At 60.6% G+C, this 20,357-nt stretch carries 24 protein-coding genes and 2 tRNA genes; 11 read left to right on the top strand and 15 right to left on the bottom strand.

All coding sequences use genetic code 11. The features are described 5' to 3' along the window. Nucleotides 1-98 precede the first annotated feature (98 nt). From M2396_RS02990 to M2396_RS02975, 4 genes are all read right to left on the bottom strand, one after another. Nucleotides 99-524 carry a GTP pyrophosphokinase gene (locus M2396_RS02990; protein WP_101320648.1) on the bottom strand — a complete coding sequence of 142 codons (426 nt, stop codon included), beginning with the start codon at nt 522-524 and terminating at the stop codon, nt 99-101. A gap of 87 nt (nt 525-611) precedes the next feature. Continuing rightward, entirely contained in the window at nt 612-1,181 is a 570-nt protein-coding gene (locus M2396_RS02985; protein WP_101320650.1) for an SPOR domain-containing protein, read from the bottom strand. A 136-nt stretch (nt 1,182-1,317) separates the two neighbouring features. Next, nucleotides 1,318-1,394: transfer RNA gene (locus M2396_RS02980), tRNA-Val, on the bottom strand. Nucleotides 1,395-1,585: 191 nt separating this feature from the next. Next, nucleotides 1,586-1,662: transfer RNA gene (locus tag M2396_RS02975), tRNA-Val, on the bottom strand. Nucleotides 1,663-1,862: 200 nt separating this feature from the next. Between M2396_RS02975 and M2396_RS02970 the strand changes: the two genes are divergently transcribed. After that, nucleotides 1,863-3,146, top strand: coding sequence for an FAD-binding oxidoreductase (locus tag M2396_RS02970; protein WP_101320652.1), 1,284 nt, complete (start codon nt 1,863-1,865; stop codon nt 3,144-3,146). A 47-nt stretch (nt 3,147-3,193) separates the two neighbouring features. On the opposite strand, the gene M2396_RS02965 is transcribed toward M2396_RS02970, so the two are convergent. Next, nucleotides 3,194-3,883: a peptidase C39 family protein gene (locus M2396_RS02965; protein ID WP_259072943.1), complete on the bottom strand. Its 690-nt coding sequence runs from the start codon at nt 3,881-3,883 to the stop codon at nt 3,194-3,196. A gap of 209 nt (nt 3,884-4,092) precedes the next feature. Here M2396_RS02965 and M2396_RS02960 point away from each other — a divergent pair, with 209 nt between their 5' ends. Then, the gene (locus M2396_RS02960; protein ID WP_178080773.1) at nt 4,093-4,269 is read left to right on the top strand and encodes a hypothetical protein; all 177 of its coding nucleotides are present in this window, start codon (nt 4,093-4,095) and stop codon (nt 4,267-4,269) included. A gap of 101 nt (nt 4,270-4,370) precedes the next feature. Here M2396_RS02960 and M2396_RS02955 read toward each other — a convergent pair whose 3' ends face one another. Both M2396_RS02955 and M2396_RS02950 read right to left on the bottom strand, forming a co-directional pair. Continuing rightward, a complete protein-coding gene (locus M2396_RS02955; RefSeq protein ID WP_101320657.1) occupies nt 4,371-5,123 on the bottom strand; it encodes a TerC family protein in 753 nt (250 codons plus the stop codon). A 49-nt stretch (nt 5,124-5,172) separates the two neighbouring features. Continuing rightward, nucleotides 5,173-5,415, bottom strand: a complete 243-nt coding sequence (locus M2396_RS02950) for a hypothetical protein (RefSeq protein WP_150568843.1) — start codon at nt 5,413-5,415, stop codon at nt 5,173-5,175. A gap of 129 nt (nt 5,416-5,544) precedes the next feature. Here M2396_RS02950 and nhaR point away from each other — a divergent pair, with 129 nt between their 5' ends. From nhaR to M2396_RS02935, 3 genes are all read left to right on the top strand, one after another. Further along, a complete protein-coding gene (gene nhaR / locus M2396_RS02945; RefSeq protein ID WP_150568842.1) occupies nt 5,545-6,438 on the top strand; it encodes a transcriptional activator NhaR in 894 nt (297 codons plus the stop codon). Nucleotides 6,439-6,504: 66 nt separating this feature from the next. Further along, the gene (sstT, locus tag M2396_RS02940) at nt 6,505-7,716 is read left to right on the top strand and encodes a serine/threonine transporter SstT (RefSeq protein WP_101320663.1); all 1,212 of its coding nucleotides are present in this window, start codon (nt 6,505-6,507) and stop codon (nt 7,714-7,716) included. 83 nt (nt 7,717-7,799) lie between these two features. After that, nucleotides 7,800-8,447, top strand: coding sequence for a YceH family protein (locus M2396_RS02935; protein ID WP_259072938.1), 648 nt, complete (start codon nt 7,800-7,802; stop codon nt 8,445-8,447). A gap of 27 nt (nt 8,448-8,474) precedes the next feature. Here the strand turns inward: M2396_RS02935 and ahpF are convergent, their stop codons facing one another. The 8 genes from ahpF to M2396_RS02895 all read right to left on the bottom strand — a co-directional run bounded on the left by ahpF (nt 8,475) and on the right by M2396_RS02895 (nt 15,914). After that, entirely contained in the window at nt 8,475-10,037 is a 1,563-nt protein-coding gene (ahpF, locus tag M2396_RS02930) for an alkyl hydroperoxide reductase subunit F (protein WP_259072937.1), read from the bottom strand. Nucleotides 10,038-10,161: 124 nt separating this feature from the next. Then, entirely contained in the window at nt 10,162-10,725 is a 564-nt protein-coding gene (gene ahpC / locus M2396_RS02925; protein WP_101320669.1) for an alkyl hydroperoxide reductase subunit C, read from the bottom strand. Nucleotides 10,726-10,860: 135 nt separating this feature from the next. Next, the gene (locus M2396_RS02920; protein WP_259074212.1) at nt 10,861-11,277 is read right to left on the bottom strand and encodes a fimbrial protein; all 417 of its coding nucleotides are present in this window, start codon (nt 11,275-11,277) and stop codon (nt 10,861-10,863) included. Nucleotides 11,278-11,310: 33 nt separating this feature from the next. Further along, on the bottom strand, nt 11,311-12,666 hold the full coding sequence (gene gorA, locus M2396_RS02915) for a glutathione-disulfide reductase (RefSeq protein ID WP_259072936.1): 1,356 nt from the start codon (nt 12,664-12,666) through the stop codon (nt 11,311-11,313). A gap of 69 nt (nt 12,667-12,735) precedes the next feature. Next, nucleotides 12,736-13,575 carry a UTP--glucose-1-phosphate uridylyltransferase GalU gene (gene galU / locus M2396_RS02910; RefSeq protein WP_101320675.1) on the bottom strand — a complete coding sequence of 280 codons (840 nt, stop codon included), beginning with the start codon at nt 13,573-13,575 and terminating at the stop codon, nt 12,736-12,738. A gap of 271 nt (nt 13,576-13,846) precedes the next feature. Next, nucleotides 13,847-14,761: a c-type cytochrome gene (locus tag M2396_RS02905; protein ID WP_150571748.1), complete on the bottom strand. Its 915-nt coding sequence runs from the start codon at nt 14,759-14,761 to the stop codon at nt 13,847-13,849. Beyond that, entirely contained in the window at nt 14,758-15,408 is a 651-nt protein-coding gene (locus M2396_RS02900; RefSeq protein ID WP_259072934.1) for a cytochrome c, read from the bottom strand. Before M2396_RS02900 ends, M2396_RS02905 begins: the two co-directional genes overlap by 4 nt. A 146-nt stretch (nt 15,409-15,554) precedes the next feature. Then, nucleotides 15,555-15,914, bottom strand: a complete 360-nt coding sequence (locus M2396_RS02895) for a hypothetical protein (RefSeq protein ID WP_101320681.1) — start codon at nt 15,912-15,914, stop codon at nt 15,555-15,557. 163 nt (nt 15,915-16,077) lie between these two features. Here M2396_RS02895 and M2396_RS02890 point away from each other — a divergent pair, with 163 nt between their 5' ends. The 6 genes from M2396_RS02890 to modC all read left to right on the top strand — a co-directional run bounded on the left by M2396_RS02890 (nt 16,078) and on the right by modC (nt 20,302). Beyond that, nucleotides 16,078-16,380: a DUF1883 domain-containing protein gene (locus M2396_RS02890; RefSeq protein WP_101320683.1), complete on the top strand. Its 303-nt coding sequence runs from the start codon at nt 16,078-16,080 to the stop codon at nt 16,378-16,380. Between the two features lie 7 nt (nt 16,381-16,387). Then, entirely contained in the window at nt 16,388-16,558 is a 171-nt protein-coding gene (locus tag M2396_RS02885) for a hypothetical protein (RefSeq protein WP_178080774.1), read from the top strand. A 50-nt stretch (nt 16,559-16,608) separates the two neighbouring features. After that, nucleotides 16,609-17,682, top strand: coding sequence for a nitronate monooxygenase family protein (locus M2396_RS02880; protein ID WP_259072932.1), 1,074 nt, complete (start codon nt 16,609-16,611; stop codon nt 17,680-17,682). Nucleotides 17,683-17,773: 91 nt separating this feature from the next. Continuing rightward, nucleotides 17,774-18,529 carry a molybdate ABC transporter substrate-binding protein gene (gene modA, locus M2396_RS02875; protein WP_188036264.1) on the top strand — a complete coding sequence of 252 codons (756 nt, stop codon included), beginning with the start codon at nt 17,774-17,776 and terminating at the stop codon, nt 18,527-18,529. Continuing rightward, complete coding sequence (gene modB, locus M2396_RS02870; RefSeq protein WP_101320689.1) at nt 18,529-19,209, top strand: molybdate ABC transporter permease subunit; 681 nt, start codon at nt 18,529-18,531, stop codon at nt 19,207-19,209. The genes modA and modB overlap by 1 nt, the downstream gene beginning before the upstream one ends. Before the next feature lies 1 nt (nt 19,210). Then, nucleotides 19,211-20,302, top strand: a complete 1,092-nt coding sequence (gene modC, locus M2396_RS02865; RefSeq protein ID WP_101320691.1) for a molybdenum ABC transporter ATP-binding protein — start codon at nt 19,211-19,213, stop codon at nt 20,300-20,302. Nucleotides 20,303-20,357 lie beyond the last annotated feature (55 nt).

Below are 20,357 nucleotides of genomic sequence, written 5' to 3'. Positions count from 1 at the left end.
TGCTACCTCTTGAGTTACCCAGCTTCAAGGTCGGGCATATTACCGACCAAGCGGGTAAATGCGCCAGATAAAGTAGACAGCGCAACCGAGGCCAGCGTTCAAGTCAAGGTTTGCAGATAGGCACTGGCATGTTGATAGCGGCTGAGCCGGGCAAGGTCAGCGGGACCTGGGCAGGCGATGCGACTAAGGTCGCTGTTATCGGCCAGATCAGCCAGCTTGACCTCTCGTGCCAGAGGGTCAGCGCCTGCCCGAATCACAAACGCCTCATAGCTCTCGCCAGGACGTCGACTCAGCGAGAGCAAGGCGGCGAGGATTTTCAGCGGGAAACCCTCAAGAGCGAGGTCTGATACCGTCAGGGACGTGTCTTCGAGTACATCGTGGAGTACAGCGACAATACGCTGCTCAGGTGTGGACACCCGCATCATCACCCGCAGCGGATGAAGAATGTAGGCCGCCCCACCCTTGTCGTACTGCCCCTCGTGGGCTTTGGCGGCTACAGCGATGGCCCGTTCCAGTGTAGACATGCGACCCCTCCCTGTTCAGCGCCCGCTTAGCCAAGCATAGCCAACGATCGCGTTCAGGCACAGCCCGCCTGCCTCATCAGTCACTTATCAGCGCTGGGCGCCATGCTGGATCACCACAGAGTCAGTGCCTTGACGCGCCATCACATCGGCCTTGCGCGCCTGCGCCTCTTCTTTGGTCGCGAATGGACCCAGCAGCACCACCGGCTTGCCATCACGGTACTCGACCGAAGAGGGAATACCCTTCTCTATGAGGCGCGCAGTCATGTCGCTCAGAGCCCCCATGTTCGGCCCCTGCACCACCTCGACATCCCAGCCCTCTGGCGCCGGCTGATCGGCCAGGGCTTCGGCGCGACGCTGCAGCTCGGCACCACCACAGATCTCGCGGATGCGCAGGTCGTCGCCGGTTTCGTCGACGATGATCTGGTACTGGCCATCCCGCTTGATTGCAACGTAGCTGCGGTAAGCCTCGAATTTGCCGTCAGCGTCCTTGCCACGGAATTGACCGCAGATCGAGCCATCGGTATCGAAGCGCACGTTGGCGAATTTGGCGGTCTTGGGATTACTCAGGTGTTCGGCCACCTGTTTGTGCACGCCATCCACTTCATTGTTGCAGCCCGCCAAGGCCAGCATTGCTGTTACCACCGCAAGTTTACGCACGCGTCTAACTCCAGAATCGAAGGCGCGGATTCTACCATGATGGCTGGCTAGCGCCGATGGGCAGGCTGCCGCAGGGTGTTTCAGGCGCGAAGCAAATGCAAAAAGGGCGACCCTTTCGGATCGCCCTCTTCAAGTTTGGTAGGCACAATTGGACTCGAACCAACGACCCCCACCATGTCAAGGTGGTGCTCTAACCAACTGAGCTATGTGCCTGTCGTGGGGCGCATATTACGAGTGAAGCGCACCCCTGTAAAGCTTTTTTTTGAAGAAAATCAAAACCTTTGCGCCACCGAGCGGCGAACTCTGGCGCACGCCCCTGAGACTCTGGTCGACCACCAGTATCAGCAACCAACGGCAGCGCAAATGAAAAAAGGGTGACCCTTACGGATCACCCCTTTTCGATTTGGTAGGCACAATTGGACTCGAACCAACGACCCCCACCATGTCAAGGTGGTGCTCTAACCAACTGAGCTATGTGCCTGTCGTGGGGCGCATTCTACGGAATCCAAAAACCCTGTCAACTGTTTTTTCCACGCTAAGCCACTGAATCATAAAAATATTTACTAATAGTCACGCGCCACCGCTGCGTAAAGGATTTTCACCGTACGACTAGCGGGTGTTTATTATTATTGATAGCATCGGTACATTCGTTAAAAATATAAAACACGAGGTCTCTCGAGCATGGCTAATACCCCCTACCCACAGTCCTACTACGCCGCCTCGGCCAACCCGGTGCCGCCACGTCCGGCGCTGCTGGGTGAGGTGGAAACCGACATCTGCGTAATCGGTGCGGGCTATACAGGCCTGTCCAGCGCACTGTTCCTGCTGGAGAACGGCTTCAAGGTTACCGTCGTCGAAGCTGCCAAGGTTGGCTTTGGTGCATCCGGCCGCAACGGTGGCCAGATCGTCAACAGCTACAGCCGTGACATCGACGTGATCGAACGCACTGTTGGCCCGCGCGAAGCAAAATTGCTGGGCGCGATGGCCTTCGAAGGCGGGCGTATCATCCGCGAGCGCGTAGCCAAGTACAACATCCAGTGCGACCTCAAGGACGGCGGCGTATTCGCGGCCATCACGCCCAAACAGATGGCCCACCTGGAATCGCAAAAACGCCTGTGGGAACGCTATGGCCACACCCAACTGGAGCTGATGGACCAGAAGCGCATCCGTGAAGTGGTCGCGTGCGAAAGCTATATAGGCGGCATGCTCGACATGAGCGGCGGCCATATTCACCCGCTCAACCTGGCCTTGGGCGAAGCGGCTGCGGTCGAGTCGCTGGGCGGCGTGATCTATGAACAAACCCCAGCCATACGCATCGAGCGCGGCGCCAACCCTGTCGTGCACACCCCGCAGGGTAAGATCCGCGCCAAGTACATCATCGTTGCCGGCAACGCTTATCTGGGTAACCTGGTGCCGGAGCTGGCCTCGAAGTCGATGCCATGCGGTACTCAGGTGATCACCACCGAGCCACTCAGCGATGAGTTGGCACGTACCCTGCTGCCGCAGGACTACTGCGTCGAGGACTGCAACTACCTGCTCGACTACTACCGCCTGACCGGCGACAAGCGCCTGATCTTCGGCGGCGGCGTGGTCTACGGCGCACGCGACCCGGCCAACATCGAAGCGATCATCCGGCCGAAGATGCTCAAGGCATTCCCGCAGCTCAAGGACGTCAAGATCGACTACGCCTGGACCGGCAACTTCCTGCTGACGCTGTCGCGTCTGCCTCAGGTCGGCCGGATAGGCGACAACATCTACTACTCGCAAGGCTGCTCCGGCCACGGCGTTACCTACACCCACCTGGCGGGCAAGGTCCTGGCCGAAGCGCTGCGCGGCCAGGCCGAACGCTTTGACGCATTCGCCGGCCTGCCGCACTACCCGTTCCCGGGTGGCCAACTGCTGCGGGTACCATTCAGCGCCATGGGTGCGTGGTATTACAGCCTGCGCGATCGTCTGGGCTTCTGATCCATAGCGGATGAAGACGGCCGGCCATCAGCGCCGGCCGTTTGCGTTCAGGGCTGGCCGAGGCTGCTGACGGCTTGTCTGGCCGCCATTTCCTGCCCTGCCCGGGCCAGTTCATCGGCGCCTTGCAACCAGCGCTGGCGATCAACCTGTGCAGGCAGTTGCTGCGGTGGCTGTATCAACACTGCCCAACTACCCTGCGCCGCCCACGCCTTGGCAAAAGCGTCGAACGACATCATCTGCCGCCGCTGCATCCCTGCACGCAGCAGCACCCGCTGCTTATAGCTGTCATAGCCGACCAGTACCGCATAGCGCGGCTCACTCCACCACGCCGAACCCTCTTGATAACGCAGCAGCACCGGGTTGCCCGCCGCCACCTGGGCGAGCAATGCATCCAGACGCTTGTCCAGCGGATACACCAGCATGCCGTAATCACGCGCCACAGGCGGGATCGATGTTTCCAGCGCTTCGGCTGCTTCAGGCAGCTTCAGCGGCTTGTCGAGCAAGCCCGGGGTGATCCGAATGCCTTGCTGCGAGAGCATGACCGCCAGCGCCATGGCGCCGCTGTGATTGGCGTTGCCGCGGAAGAACGGCACGCTGCTGATCTCGACCCGCTGCGGCAAGCCTTTTACATCCGCTGGAGGCGCGCCGGCGCAGCCAACCAGATTGGCCGCCAGCAGGCATGCAGCGAGCAGGCGCTGTGAAGGGTTGAGCAACGACTTGCGGGAAGCTTGCAACATGGACACTCACTTGTCTGAAGCCGGTCTGGCATCCGGCGATGGTCTCTGATCATAGGGCGGACGCGCGCGCAGGAATAGCCCGACGCAGGCTAGTAACAAATCGGACCAAGGGTTCGACCTAAGCTCAATTGAACGTCATGAGGGTAGCGCTAGACTAAGTAAGTATCTGGAAGGTAAGCCTGGGGCAAGCCCGAGAGAAGGAGGCACACATGAGCCTGACTATGGGAATTCTGCTGTTGGTAGGTATGTGGCTGAGTGTGGCCGCTGCCATGTTATGGGGCGTTCTGCGCATTGTCCGCAGGCATTCGCATCATCCACTGCCGGTTCAGGCCAAGGCCAAGCCCTTGCCCGTGCAACGCGCCCGTCAGCCCGCTGCAGCGCACTGATATCGCATCAGTGCAAAACAAAAAACCGCGCAGCTTGAAAGCATACGCGGTCGCTTGATGAAACTGCCATTGCGAATGGGGCGCCAAGCGCCCCGCGCACCTTACTCCTGTGCAGCCTCACGCTTGAGGCGAGCGCGGCGAGCAAAGATGTTGAGCATCTCGATCGCAGTCGAGAACGCCATCGCCGCATATACATAACCTTTAGGCACATGGGCACCGAAACCTTCGGCGATCAGGGTCATGCCGATCATGATCAGGAAGCCCAAGGCCAGCATCACGACGGTCGGGTTGTCGTTGATGAAGTTGGCAAGCGGATCGGCGGCCACCATCATCACGATAACAGCTGCCACCACAGCGATGATCATGATCGGCAAGTGCTCGGTCATGCCAACTGCGGTGATGATGCTGTCGACCGAGAACACGATATCCAGCAGCAGAATCTGGAAGATCGCTGCGGCGAAGCCCAGGGTCACGGTGGACGAGACCGTGGCCTCATGCTTGGCACCGTGCGGATCGACACTCTCGTGGATCTCTTTGGTTGCCTTCCACAGCAGGAACAGGCCACCGGCGATCAGGATCATGTCCTTCCAGGAGAAGGCATTGCCGAAGATCTCGATTACCGGATCGGTCAACTGAACGATCCAGGCCACGGTGCTGAGCAACGCCAGGCGCATGATCAACGCCATGCTGATACCAATCCGGCGCGCCTTGGAGCGGTACTCGACAGGCAGCTTGTTGGTCAGGATCGAGATGAAGATCAGGTTGTCGATACCGAGCACGACTTCCATTGCCACCAATGTGGCCAAAGCTACCCAGGCGGTCGGGCTTGCGGCGAGTTCCAGCAAATATTCCATGAATCAATCCTGTTTCTGGCTATGTTAGGGCTATGTTCGCAGCTGTGGGTCAGATGTCCTGGGTCTTGCCTTCGCCATCGGCTGGCTTGGCCGATTTCTCACCCTCGCCGCCAATGACGTCATTCAACGCTTGCTGAGCGGCTTCATTGGTCTTGTCGATGGCCTGCTTGGCAGACTGCGCCGCCTGATCGAGCACCTGCTGGGCAGATTTCTCAGCCTGATCGCACCCGGCCAGGCTGAACAGCGCCAGCGCAAGCACCAACGGGGTACCGATGGATTTCAGTTGTAGCATGGGATCCTCACTTGTCATGTCCGGGCAGCACGTGGCGCCTGATGAAAGGCATTCTAATGAAGCGGAAACATCCGGAAAATTCGTTTTTTTAGCGGCTATACTTCGTTTTTTACGAATCCGGAAACAACCATGCTCAATTACCGGCAGCTGCATTATTTTTGGGTAGTCGCACGCACCGGCAGTATTGCCCGCGCCAGTGAGCAGCTGAATCTGACGCCGCAAACCATCAGTGGGCAGATCAGCCTGTTCGAGCAGACCCACGGTCTGGAATTGTTCCAGCGTGTCGGGCGTCAGCTTGAGCTGACCGAGAGCGGCAGGCAGACGCTGATCTACGCCGAACAGATGTTCCAGATCGGCAGCGAGCTCGAGACCATGCTGCGCGCTGGGCCGCAGGAGCAGATCCTGTTCCGCGTCGGCGTTGCCGATGTGGTCCCCAAGTCCATCGTTTATCGCTTGCTGGCGCCGACCATGGAGCTGGACGGTGCCCTGCGCATCAATTGCCGGGAGGACAAGCTCGAGCGGCTGCTGGCCGACCTGGCCATCCAGCGTCTGGACCTGGTGATTTCCGACAGCCCCATGCCCAGCCATCTGGATATCAAAGGCTACAGCCAGAAACTCGGCGAATGCGGCTTGAGCTTTTTTGCCACCCCAGCTCTGGCGGCAGAATACTCGGGTGCATTTCCGGCCTGTCTGAATGATGCGCCGTTGCTGATCCCAGGTCAGGAGACAGTGGTACGCAGCCGCTTACTGCGCTGGCTGTCCGAGCAGCAGGTGCAGCCGCGGATCGTCGGTGAGTTCGATGACAGTGCCTTGATGCAGGCCTTTGGTCAGTCCGGCAGCGGCATTTTCGTTGCGCCCAGCGTGATTGCCGATGAGGTGTGCCGCCAATATGCAGTGGTGCTGATCGGCCATACCGAGGCGGTCAACGAGTCGTTCTATGCGATCTCGGTAGAGCGCAAGGTCAAGCACCCGGGGATCGTCGCGATTACCGAGGGTGCGCGCAAAGAGTTGTTCCACTGGTAGGTAGCGGCCGGGAGCGCTGGTCTATGGTACAGTCGCGCCCGTCCAAATCCCTGAGATTCGCTGCACATGCTGCCTGTTCTTCGCCTGTTCACCCGCACCAGCCTGGTTACCCAGATCGTCATCGGCCTGATCGCCGGCATCGCCCTGGCCTTGCTCGCGCCTGCCGTGGCGCTGGACCTGGCGTTTCTCGGCAAGGTTTTCGTCAGTGCGCTCAAAGCGGTAGCGCCCGTGCTGGTGTTCGTGTTGGTGATGGCCTCGATCGCCAACCACAAGCACGGCCAGCAAACCCATATCCGGCCGATCCTGTGGCTGTACCTGCTGGGCACCTTTGGCGCAGCCGTGGTCGCCGTGATCGCCAGCATGCTGTTCCCCTCGACCCTGCTGCTCAGCGCCAGTGAGGCGTCGCTGAGCGCTCCGGGCGGTATCACCGAAGTGCTGCAGAACCTGCTGCTCAGCGCTGTCGATAATCCGGTAGCGGCGCTGCTCAATGCCAACTTCATCGGCGTACTGACCTGGGCCATCGGCTTGGGGATCGCCCTGCGCCATGCCAGCGAGGCCACCCGCACTGTAGTCGACGACCTGTCCAATGCGGTGACTTATATCGTGCGCGTGGTCATTCGTTTTGCGCCGCTGGGGATCTTCGGCCTGGTCGCAGCGACCTTGGCCCAGTCGGGGCTGAGCGCCCTGCTTGGCTACCTGCACCTGCTGGCGGTATTGATCGGCTGCATGCTGTTTGTCGCGCTGGTGATGAACCCGCTGATCGTGTTCTGGAAGATCCGCCGCAACCCCTACCCGCTGGTGCTGATGTGCCTGCGCGAGAGCGGCATCACGGCGTTCTTCACCCGCAGCTCGGCCGCCAACATCCCGGTCAACTTGGCACTGTCGGAAAAACTCGGCCTGCATGAAGATACTTACTCGGTCTCGATCCCGCTTGGCGCAACCATCAACATGGCCGGCGCGGCGATCACCATCACCGTGCTGACCCTGGCGGCCGTGCATACCTTGGGCATCAGTATCGATCTGCCCACTGCCGTGCTCCTCAGCGTAGTGGCTGCGGTGTGTGCCTGCGGCGCATCGGGCGTAGCCGGTGGTTCTCTGTTGCTGATCCCACTGGCGTGTAGCCTGTTCGGCATTCCCAGTGAAATCGCCATGCAGGTGGTCGCCGTCGGTTTCATCATCGGTGTGCTGCAGGACTCGGCTGAAACGGCGCTGAATTCTTCGACCGATGTGATCTTCACCGCCGCCGCCTGTGAGGCCCAGGAGCGACGCGCAGCCTGAGTGATAAGGCGGCGCCGCTGGCAATTGCTTAACGGCGCCGCTTTACCTAGGCTAGTGGCCTTTCCTCGCAACGAGACAGGGCCATGTCAGAACAACACAACGCCAGTGAAGGCCGCTTCAACAGCACCGAGATCCGCATCCTCGGATCGCTGATCGAAAAGCAGGCCACCAGCCCTGAAACCTACCCCCTGACCCTCAACGCGCTAGTGGTTGCCTGTAACCAGAAAACCAGCCGCGAACCGGTGATGAACCTCTCTCAGGGCCAGGTTGGCCAGGCGCTGCGGGCGCTCGAAGGGCGTGGTTTTACCAAACTGCAGATGGGCAGTCGCGCCGACCGCTGGGAGCAACGCGTCGACAAGGCGCTGGAACTGGTGCCCGCGCAGCTGGTGCTGATGGGTTTGATGTTTTTGCGCGGGCCGCAGACGATCAACGAGTTGTTGACCCGCAGCAACCGCTTGCATGAGTTCGAGGATGACCAACAGGTCCAGCATCAGCTCGAGCGCTTGATTTCACGTGAGCTAGCGGTTCACCTGCCGCGTCAGGCTGGGCAGCGGGAAGACCGCTATACCCACGCGCTGGGTGATCCGGCAGAGATCGAGGCTATTCTTGCGGCGCGCCAGCAAGGCGGCGCTGAACGCAATTCGGCCCCTAGCATCGCTGAAGAACGTATCAGCGCGCTGGAGGCACGAATTGCAGCACTGGAAGAACGCCTGACGCTGCTGGAAGGCTGAACCCAGCCAGCGCAGCAGGCGTCTACGTCAGGCCGGCGCCGAGCTGCGGATCAGGTGATCGAAGGCGGACAGCGAGGCCTTGGCACCCTCGCCCACCGCAATCACGATCTGCTTGTACGGCGCGGTGGTGACGTCCCCGGCAGCGAACACACCAGGGATGTTGGTCTGGCCCTTGGCGTCGACGATGATCTCGCCACGCGGCGACAGCTCGACCGTGCCTTTGAGCCAATCGGTGTTGGGCAGCAGGCCGATCTGTACAAAGATCCCTTCCAGCGCGATGTCATGCAGCTCATCGCTATTGCGGTCCTTGTAACGAAGGCCGTTGACCTTTTCGCCATCCCCCAACACTTCGGTGGTCAGCGCACTGGTGATCACCTTGACGTTGGCCAGGCTGTGCAGTTTGCGCTGCAACACCGCATCGGCACGCAGCTGGCTGTCGAACTCGATCAATGTCACCTGAGCGACGATACCGGCGAGGTCGATGGCCGCTTCCACACCTGAGTTGCCGCCACCGATCACCGCCACGCGCTTGCCCTTGAACAGCGGGCCATCGCAGTGTGGGCAGTAGGCAACACCGCGGGCGCGGTACTGCTGCTCGCCAGGCACGTTCATCTCGCGCCAGCGTGCACCGGTGGCAAGGATCACGGTCTTGGCCTTCAGCGAAGCGCCGCTGGCCAGCCGCACTTCGTGCAGGCCGCCAGCAGCAGCCGGGATCAATGCCTCACCGCGCTGCAGGTTCATGATGTCGACGTCGTACTGTTTGACGTGCTCTTCCAGCGCCGAGGCCAGTTTTGGCCCTTCGGTTTCCTGCACCGAGATGAAGTTCTCGATCGCCATGGTGTCGAGCACCTGGCCGCCGAAACGCTCGGCGGCAACGCCGGTACGGATGCCTTTGCGCGCAGCATAGATTGCAGCTGCGGCGCCGGCGGGGCCACCGCCCACCACCAGCACATCGAAAGCGTCTTTGGCGTTGATCTTCTCGGCCTGGCGTGTGCCAGAGCTGGTGTCGATCTTGCCAAGAATCTCTTCCAGGCCCATGCGGCCCTGGCCAAACACTTCGCCGTTGAGGTAGATGCTCGGCACGGCCATGACCTTGCGTGCTTCAACCTCGTCCTGGAACAGCGCGCCATCGATGGCCACGTGTTTCACATTCGGGTTGAGCACCGCCATCAGGTTCAACGCCTGGACTACGTCCGGGCAGTTCTGGCACGACAGCGAGAAGTAGGTTTCAAAAGTGAAGTCGCCTTGCAGCGCCTGGATCTGCTCGATCACTTCGGCACTGGCCTTGGACGGATGGCCGCCGACTTGCAGCAGTGCCAGCACCAGTGAGGTAAATTCGTGGCCCATGGGGATGCCGGCAAAGCGCAGGCTGATATCAGCACCCGGGCGGTTCAGCGAGAACGAGGGCCGGCGCGTGTCGCTGCCGTCCTTATTCAAGGTAATCAGGTCCGACAGGCCGGCAATTTCCACCAGCAGGTCGTGCATTTCACGTGACTTCGCACCGTCGTCGAGGGAGGCTACGATCTCGATCGGCTGGGTGACCCGCTCCAGGTAGGTTTTCAGTTGCGATTTAAGCGTGGCGTCCAACATACGGGCGATTCCTTGAGCAATCAGGGTAAACAAAAACGCCCAGGCAAAAGTGCCCGGGCGTTTGGCGGGGCGGTGATGACTTCAGCTATGGCGGCTGTTCACCGCCCGCGACTGGCGCACGATCTTAGATCTTGCCAACCAGGTCCAGCGATGGTGCCAGGGTGGCTTCGCCTTCTTTCCACTTGGCCGGGCAGACTTCGCCTGGGTGAGCGGCAACGTACTGGGCAGCTTTGACCTTGCGCAGCAGCTCGCTGGCGTCGCGGCCTACACCACCGTCGTTGATTTCGACGATCTTGATCTGGCCTTCTGGGTTGATCACGAAGGTACCGCGATCAGCCATGCCAGCTTCTTCGATCAGCACGTCGAAGTTGCGCGAGATGACGTGGGTCGGGTCACCGATCAGCGGGTATTTAATCTTGCCGATGGTTTCCGAAGTGTCATGCCAGGCTTTGTGGGTGAAGTGGGTGTCGGTCGACACACCGTAGATTTCCACGCCCAGCTTCTGGAACTCGGCGTAGTTGTCGGCCAGGTCGCCCAGTTCGGTCGGGCAGACGAAGGTGAAGTCAGCTGGGTAGAAGAACACGACAGCCCACTTGCCTTTCAGGTCGGCTTCGCTGACCTGAACGAATTCGCCGTTGTGGAAGGCAGTAGCGTTGAACGGTTTGACCTGGCTGTTGATGATAGGCATGAGAGAAGCTCCGTCATGGGATTAAGAAGTGGTTGACGGGGAGAATACTAACCACCTGAACCGGCGATGGCTCATTGGCAAAGCTCATGCTGCTGATTGGTTTTGGCTATAAGCAGCTCATTCCGATAGATCCTTTCATTCATAGGAAAGCAGCACAGTGGCACGCGCCCTAGCCACTCCGGGCCGAACGCTCTGCGCAATCTGCACATACGCCGCACGCAGGCCTATCCGCACAAAGTCGTCCCCAGGTCGCACTCTGGCCAAGTTATGCCGAGTGGTGCCCAACTGCAGCAAGCCGCCATCACTGCGCATCAGACGCACCACCAGGCCCGTAGCACTTGATTCGCCGGCAAGTTGCAGGTGATCAGTTGCGCCACCACCGCTGGCATCTTCGAGCTGCGCTAGCACCTGCACTGACCGTCGTTTTGTGCTCGGCTGGCAGCGCAACCGCAACTCGAAGTCGACCGCCGCCGGCTGGCTGCCAAGGCCGCGGAAACCGCTCCAGAACTGCACGCTGAGGTCGACCTGAGTGTGCCGGCTTGCCCCCTCCAGATGGCAGGTCGGCCCCTCACCCCACCAGCAGGATCAGCGCATTGCCGTGCGCATGGTTACAAACTCTTCGGCCGCTGTAGGGTGCACGCCAATAGTGTCGTCGAATTGCGCCTTGGTCGCGCCTGCCTTGAGCGCAATACCCAGGCCTTGAATGATCTCTCCCGCGTCTGGCCCGACCATGTGACAACCCAGCACCTTGTCGGTATCGGCGTCCACCACCAACTTCATCAGGGTCTTCTCCTGAATCTCGGTGAGGGTCAGCTTCATTGCTCGGAAGCGGCTTTCGAAAATTCGCACCTTGTGACCCGCCTCAATGGCCTGTTCCTCGGTCAGCCCAACCGTACCAATCGGCGGTTGACTGAACACCGCGGTGGGGATGTTCCGGTAATCCACCGGTCGGTACTGCTCCGGTTTGAACAGACGCCGCGCAACGGCCATGCCTTCAGCCAGCGCCACAGGGGTGAGCTGGACTCGACCGATGACATCACCAATTGCCAGAATAGAAGGCTCAGTGGTCTGGTACTGATCATCGACACGCACGAAGCCACGCTCGTCGAGTTCCACACCCGTGTGTTCCAGGCCAAGGTTGTCCAGCATCGGCCGGCGGCCTGTCGCGTAGAACACGCAGTCGGTGAGCAGCTTACGGCCATCTTTGAGGGTGGCCTTGAGGCTGCCATCTGCCTGCTGATCGATCCGTTGAATGTCGCTATTGAACTGCAGGTCAACGCCGCGCTTGTCCAATTCGTCCTTGAGATGAGTGCGCACCGAGCCGTCGAAGCCGCGCAGGAACAAGTCGCCGCGATAAAGCAGGCTGGTGGCGCTGCCAAGCCCTTGGAAAATGCCGGCAAACTCGACCGCGATGTAGCCGCCGCCGACAACCAGAATGCGCTTGGGCAGCTGCTTGAGGAAGAACGCCTCGTTGGATGTGATCGCCAGCTCTTTGCCAGGGATGTCCGGCACCTGCGGCCAACCGCCGGTAGCGATGAGGATATGCTTGGCTGAGTAGCGCTGACCGTCTATTTCGACTTCATTGGCGCCCGTCAGTCGCGCATGGCCTTCAAGCAAGGTCACCCCACTGTTGACCAGCAAGTTGCGGTAAATGCCATTGAGCCGCTCGATTTCGCGATTCTTGTTGGCAATCAGCGTGCCCCAGTCGAAGTTCCCCTCTTCCAGCGTCCAGCCGAAGCCGGCAGCCTGCTCCATTTCGTCAGCGACGTGGGCGGCATACACCATCAGCTTTTTCGGCACGCAGCCCACGTTGACACAGGTACCGCCCAGGTAGCGGCTCTCGGCCACAGCGACCCTGGCGCCAAAACCCGCCGCGAATCGCGCGGCACGCACACCGCCGGAACCGGCACCAATCACGAACAGATCAAAATCGTAAGTCACAATCCAGACTCCACAAAAAAGCCACCCAAGAGGGTGGCTGTTTTTCATACGGGCTGCAAGCCTGCAGGCTTAGTAAGCCTTGCCAGCCTTGTAGAAGTTCTCGAAGCAGAAGTTGGTCGCCTCGATGTAACCTTCGGCGCCACCGCAGTCAAAGCGCTTGCCCTTGAACTTGTAGGCGATCACACAGCCTTCCTGCGCCTGCTTCATCAGCGCGTCGGTGATCTGAATCTCGCCGCCTTTGCCTGGCTCGGTTTCACGGATCTTCTGGAAGATGTCCGGGGTCAGGATGTAGCGGCCGATGATGGCCAGGTTCGACGGGGCATCTTCCGGTGCTGGTTTCTCTACCATGCTGTTAACACGGTAGATATCGTCGCGGATCATCTCGCCAGAGATAACGCCGTACTTGTTGGTTTCCTGCGGATCGACTTCCTGAATGGCAACGATCGAGCAGCGGAACTGGTTGTACAGCTTGACCATCTGCTGCAGCACGCCATCGCCGTCGAGGTTGACACACAGGTCGTCCGCCAGCACGACCGCAAACGGCTCGTCGCCGATCAGCGGTTGGCCGGTCAGGATGGCATGGCCCAGGCCTTTCATTTCGGTCTGACGGGTGTACGAGAACGAGCACTCGTCGAGCAGACGGCGAATACCGACCAGGTATTTTTCCTTGTCGGTGCCTTTGATCTGGTTTTCCAGCTCATAGCTGATGTCGAAGTGGTCTTCAAGCGCGCGCTTGCCACGACCGGTCACGATGGAGATCTCGCTCAGGCCGGCATCCAGTGCCTCCTCGACGCCATACTGGATCAGTGGCTTGTTTACCACTGGCAGCATTTCCTTGGGCATGGCCTTGGTAGCTGGCAGGAAGCGGGTGCCATAGCCGGCTGCCGGGAACAAGCATTTCTTGATCATATACGTCCTTAACAAGGGCTTAGCGTACGAAATTCGGCGCAGTCTAATCAGGCGGCGCGCACCTTACAATGCCCAGCCTGAAGCGACCGCTGCCATGATAGAGATACCCCAGTGTAGTTAGTTCCAACGGATCGCAAATATTCAGCCTGTTGCCGGCAGGTTTGCCCCGCTGACAGCGGGCTCTGGTAACCCTGAACCCGCTTCGAAGCGCGTCATTTTCACGCCAGTGCATACGCAAAAAGACGCGCATCAGAAGTGTCTACCGCAAGCGTTACCGGGTTATCCCCTGCCCGATCAGCATGCCTTCGACCTTTTGCCCATACAGGTTGACGCCGTCATTGGCATGAAACTTCAATCGGGTTTTTTCGACTGAGCCTTCCACCAGGCGCGGGTCCTGCGGCCGTTCGTGGCGATTGATCCATGCAGCGACATCCCATGCCTGCTGATCACTGAGGCTGCCGGGCTTGCCAAGTGGCATGTTGTACTTGATGAACGACGCCGCCGTATTGATCCGGTGCATGCCAGCGCCCCAGTTGTAGGAGTCCTTGCCCCATAGCGGTGGCATCACGTATTCACCTGCCACCTGCTGGCCTTCGCCTTGATCGCCGTGGCAGATCGCACATTGCTCGCGATACACCTGCTTGCCGCGTTTGAAGTCATACCCACCCTTGGGCTGAGGCACTTCGGGATAACCACGGCCAGGTGTCTCGACCGCGGTCGGCGCATTGGTCGACAGCCAGTATGAGTAAACGCTCAGTGCGGTCATCTGCGGGCTATCCGCCGCAGGCGGCTTGCCGTTCATGCTGAACTGGAAGCAGCCCTGGATGCGTTCGGCGAAGGTGTTGACCTTGTCATTTTTCTTGCGATATGCCGGGTACATCGGATAAGCGCCCCACAGCGGCGCAGAAAACGCCATACGGCCCTGATCAAGGTGGCAGTTGCTGCAGTTCATGCCGTTGCCCACAGCCTCGGGCATCAGCCGGCGGGTATCGACAAACAAGGCATGGCCCTCGCGGACCATCTGGCCAAAGGCGTTGTCCGGGATCTGGGTTTCAGCGGGCGGCGCGAACTGCACTGTGGCCTGCGTGCCGGGCACCTTGAGCTGGGATTGATCTTCCATGGCAATCGGCGTGGCAGCCTGGGCGCTACCCATGGCCAACAACAGGGTGGCAATGATCGGCTTCATGGCTTGACCTCCTGGGCCAGTGGATGGGCGAAGAACTCGGCAACTGCCGTGATCTCGGCATCGGTCATGGCCTTGGCCACGCCGACCATCAACTGATTGGGGTCATTGCTACGGCTGCCGTCGCGCCAGGCATTGAGCTGCGCCACCAGATACGCCGCAGGCTGCCCCGCCAGTGGCGGGAAGTGCTCACCGACACCGCTGCCGCCTGGCCCGTGGCACTGCACACAACCCGGGATTTGCCGGTCCCAGTCGCCGTACAGGGCCAAGCGCGACACCGGGTCGGTGGCAATCTGCTGGCGACGCAGATCAGGTGCCGGGTCATTCGGCAGGCTGGCCAGGTACTCGCTGACGGCTTTGGCTTCCTGCGCGCTCAAGGCCTTGGCCAGCGGCTCCATCACCGGCTGCTTGCGGCTGCCACTGCGAAAGTCCTGCAGCTGCTTGTTCAGATACCCGGCCGACAAGCCGGCCAGCCGCGGAAACCCTGCAGCGGCGATGCCCTTGGCATCGGGACCATGACAGCCCAGGCAGGCCATCGCAGCGGGGTTGGCCCCACCCTGGGTGAAGATTTTCTGGCCTTCGGCGGCATGCGCCGCGGGCCAGGCCAGGATCAGCGCAGTGCTGATCGCAAAACGACTCAACGGATTCATCACGGGACGCTCCATTTCCTTGTTATAAGCTTAGGCTTAAAAGGTATAAGCACAAAAATAGTAGGCTTATCCTCCGGCAGGCAACAACGCCTACCGGACAAGAACATGACAATTGGCCCGCTAAATGGCCGTTTAGCTGAGCTGGATCAAGATCCGGAGATGCATTTGGTCGTGGCTGCGCGCACATCACCCAAGCGCAGCGGGAAGTTGTTCAGCCGCTCGCGCAGCTTGATGCTGCTGCCGCTACCACGCTTGTCGATGTCAATCAACGCAGCAGGACCCGCACCCGCGGTCAGCTTCTGCGGCACGATCAAACGCAGGCCGTCGCCGCGCTTTTCCTGCACCAGTGCGTCGCGGCTACTCGCCAACTCGGCCTTGATACAGTCGGCGTACACCTGAGGCGCCTTGCCAGACATCACATCCATGGTTTCTCGCGATTGCTCCAGCTCAGCGACACTTACACAGCCGCCCAGAGTCAAGGTCATCGCCGCCACCGCCCACTTCATTGGAATACCTCTGCCTGCTTTAAAGAATGTGTATGACAACAACCGGGCGGGTTTGCTCCCTGCTTTGGCGGATTTATCCCTACCCCGGCCATCAGGGGCGGGAGTGTACCGCTACATCGTGATATCTTGCGCATTTGCACGAATAAACTTTGCGGAGCATCACATGAAATTCGTACACCAGCGCGAGCACCTCAACGAGGACGACATTGTCGTGATCGAGTGCTCCCAGCGCTGCAACATTCGCCTGATGAACGACGCCAATTTCCGCAGTTTCAAGAATGGCGGGCGTCACACCTACCATGGCGGCGCGTTCGACCAGTTCCCGGCGAAGATCGTCGTGCCGAGCACCGGTTTTTGGAACATCACCCTCGACACGACCACGCCCCGGCCGATCTCGGTCACGCGCAAGCCAACCTTCACGCACAAGATCAAAATCGTGCGTCGCTCGTCGTCGCAACTGAGATAAGCCCGCCATGACCCAGAACATCAAGTACGTGATCAAATACAAGCTCGATGGCGAGCAACGCTTCGACTTCGCCGTGATGCCGGACAACTCCGAAGAGCAGGCGCGCCTGGCGCTGCAACAGATCCATGGCGATGACGTCGCCAAGATCAGCGACATCAAAGTCAGCAAGGCCCTGTAAACCTGGCCCTGGCTGGGCGCCGAGTTGAAACAGAGTTGACAGGAGTGCACATGAGCAACTGGCCAGACCGCCGTATCCTGGATCTGCTCGGCATCGATGTGCCGATCCTGCAAGCACCGATGGCCGGAGCCACCGGCTCACCCATGGCCATCGCTGTGGGCACGGCTGGTGGCCTGGCCGCTCTGCCCTGCGCCATGCTCAGCCTGGATCAGGTGCGCAGTGAAGTGGCAGCGTTCCGCGCCGCCTGCGCAGGGCCTTTGAACCTGAACTTCTTCTGCCATCAACCGCCGCCCGCTGATGCAGCCCGCGCACTGCGCTGGAAGCAGGCCCTACAGCCGTATTATCAGGAGCTGGGCGCTGATTTCGCCGCGCCGACGCCGGTATCCAACCGTGCGCCATTCGATGAGCACAGCTGCCAACTGGTTGAAGAACTGCGCCCGCAGGTGGTCAGCTTTCACTTCGGCCTGCCCACTGCCAGCCTGCTGCAGCGGGTCAAGGCCACCGGCGCCAAAGTGCTGTCGAGTGCGACCACGGTGCAGGAGGCGCTCTGGCTGGAACAGCACGGTTGCGATGCGATCATCGCCATGGGCTATGAAGCCGGCGGCCATCGCGGCATGTTCCTTAGCGATGACATCACCAGCCAGATCGGCACCTTCGCCTTGATCCCGCAAATTGTCGACGCAGTGCGACTGCCGGTGATCGGCGCCGGTGGCATTGCCGATCACCGCGGCCTGGTGGCCGCACTGGCTCTTGGCGCCTCGGCGGTGCAGATCGGCACTGCCTACCTGTTCTGCCCGGAGGCGAAGGTATCTGCAGCCCACCGCCAGGCGCTGGATACCGCCCCCGCCAGTGACACAGCGCTGACCAACCTGTTCACCGGGCGGCCCGCGCGTGGCATCAACAACCGCATCATGAGCGAACTTGGCCCGATGAGCGATCTGGCCCCCGCCTTCCCCCTGGCAGGCGGCGCGTTGATGCCGCTGCGGGCGATCAGCGATAGCGCGGGCAGCAGTGACTTCAGCAATCTGTGGGCCGGCCAGGCTTTGCGCCTTGGCCGACACCTGCCTGCGACAGAGCTGACCAGAGACATTGCCGAGCGCGCGCTGGAGCAATTAGGGCGCTGATTCGATCCCGCGATTATGGCCCTTCCCGTAGAGTCGACTCTCGCTATATAGTCCCGTATATAACGATAACCTGCTCTCGGAGAGTTGCCTCATGCGTATGCGTTTGCCCTACCTGGCTGCAACGGCGGCCACCCTGCTCGCCTGCACCAATGCCTGGGCCGATGAAGTTCAAGTTGCCGTCGCAGCCAATTTCACCGCGCCGATCCAGGCGATTGCCAAAGACTTCGAGAAGGACACCGGACACAAGCTTGTGGCCTCCTTCGGCGCGACGGGCCAGTTCTATGCGCAGATCAACAACGGCGCACCTTTTGAAGTATTCCTGGCGGCCGATGACAGCACTCCGGCCAAGCTTGAGCAAGAAAAGCAGACCGTTGAAGGCTCGCGCTTCACCTACGCCATCGGCACCTTGGCACTCTGGTCTGCCAAGCCAGGCTACGTCGACGCGCAAGGCGAAGTGCTGAAAAAAAATGACTACAAGCACCTGTCAATCGCCAACCCCAAGACCGCTCCCTACGGCCTGGCAGCGACTCAGGTGCTGGCCAAGCTGAACCTGACTGAAGCCACCAAAGGCAAGCTCGTCGAAGGCCAGAACATCACCCAGGCGTTCCAGTTCGTTTCTACCGGCAACGCTGAGCTGGGCTTTGTCGCCCTGTCGCAGATCTACAAAGATGGCAAAGTCGAAAACGGCTCGGCCTGGATCGTCCCGTCCAGCCTGCATGACCCGATCCGCCAGGATGCGGTAATCCTCAACAAGGGCAAGGACAACCCCGCTGCCAAGGCGTTTATCGACTACCTCAAAGGCCCCAAGGCCACAGCCGTGATCAAATCCTATGGTTATCAGATCTGATGCCGCTTGATGCTGCAGACTTCGGAGCGATCTGGCTGACCTTCAAACTGGCCAGCCTGACTACTCTGATTCTGCTCGTCATAGGTACACCGATTGCCTGGTGGCTGGCGCGGACCCGCTCGTGGTTGCGCGGCCCGGTCGGCGCGGTGGTCGCTCTGCCATTGGTGCTGCCGCCGACGGTGATCGGCTTTTACCTGCTGATCGCCCTCGGCCCGCACGGCTGGCTGGGCCAAGCCACTCAGGCACTGGGCCTGGGCAGCGTGGTATTCAGCTTCACCGGCCTGGTAATTGGTTCGGTGGTGTACTCCATGCCGTTTGTGGTGCAACCCCTGCAAAACGCCTTCAGCGCGATTGGATCAAGGCCTTTGGAAGTCGCCGCCACGCTGCGTGCAAGCCCTTGGGACACTTTCATTCATGTCGTGCTGCCGCTGGCTCGGCCGGGGTTCGTCACCGCCAGCATCCTTGGCTTTGCCCACACCGTTGGCGAGTTCGGTGTGGTGTTGATGATCGGCGGCAATATCCCTGACAAGACCCGCGTGGTGTCGGTGCAGATCTTTGACCATGTCGAGTCGATGGCCTACGCACAAGCACACTGGCTGGCCGCAGCCATGCTGGTGTTCTCGTTCCTGGTGTTGCTCCTGCTGTACGCGGGGCGCCGTGGCAAGCCCGGCTGGAGTTGAGATGAGTGCTTCAATACTGGCGCGGCTGACCCTGGCGCGCGACGATTTCACCCTGGATGTCGACCTGCAACTGCCAGGTTCAGGGATCAGCGCCTTGTTCGGCCATTCCGGGTCGGGCAAGACATCGTGCCTGCGTTGCCTGGCGGGTCTGGAGCGTGCGGCGAGCGCCTACATCGAGGTCAACGGTGAAGTGTGGCAAGACAGTGCCAGCGGGTTTTTCCTCCCGCCACATCGGCGCCCGATCGGCTATGTATTCCAGGAAGCCAGCCTGTTTCCCCACCTGTCAGTGCGCGCCAACCTGGAGTTCGGCTGGCGCCGGGTGCCGGCGGCACAGCGCAAGGTCAGCCTTGAACAGGCGTGTGCGCTACTGGGCATCGGTCATTTGCTTGAGCGCCGTCCAGCCACCTTGTCTGGCGGCGAAGCGCAGCGGGTCGGCATCGCTCGCGCCCTGCTCAGCAGCCCGCGCTTGCTGCTGCTGGACGAGCCCCTGGCAGCGCTGGATGGACCACGCAAACGCGAGATTCTGCCGTATCTGGAGCACCTGCATGAAGAGCTGCAGATTCCACTGGTCTACGTCAGCCATGCGCAGGATGAAGTGGCGCGACTAGCCGACTACCTGGTGTTGCTGGAGCAGGGCAAGGTGCTTGCAAGCGGCCCCATCAGCGAGACACTGGCGCGGCTGGACCTGCCGTTGGCTCAGGGCGACGATGCCGGGGTGGTGCTGGAAGGGCTGGTGGTCGGCCATGATCCGCACTATCAATTGTTCGACCTGCGCTTGCCCGGCAATGATGCCCAACCGCTGCGTATCGCCCATCCTTCGCTGCAAGTTGGCAGCACGCACCGGCTGAAGATCCAGGCCCGCGATGTCAGCCTGGCCTTGGCGGCAGACAGCCAGTCGAGCATTCTCAACCGCTTGCCCGTGCGCGTGCGTGAGCTGCGCGCCGCCGATAACCCGGCCCATCTACTGGTCAGTCTGGATGCGGCCGGCACCACGCTGTTGGCGCGCATCACCCGTTACTCCGCCGACCAGCTCGGCGTGCACCCGGGCCAGGCGCTATGGGCGCAAATCAAATCGGTCGCTGTTTTACTCTGAGCATCCACGCCAACGGCGTTGTCCATTGAGCAGACACCTGGTCGCTGGATACCGC

Origin of the sequence: Pseudomonas sp. BIGb0278, from assembly GCF_024809895.1 — a bacterium.
Lineage (GTDB): Bacteria > Pseudomonadota > Gammaproteobacteria > Pseudomonadales > Pseudomonadaceae > Aquipseudomonas > Aquipseudomonas shirazensis.
The sequence above is the reverse complement of the archived record's forward strand: the minus strand, read 5'-3'. Positions and strand labels throughout refer to the sequence as shown.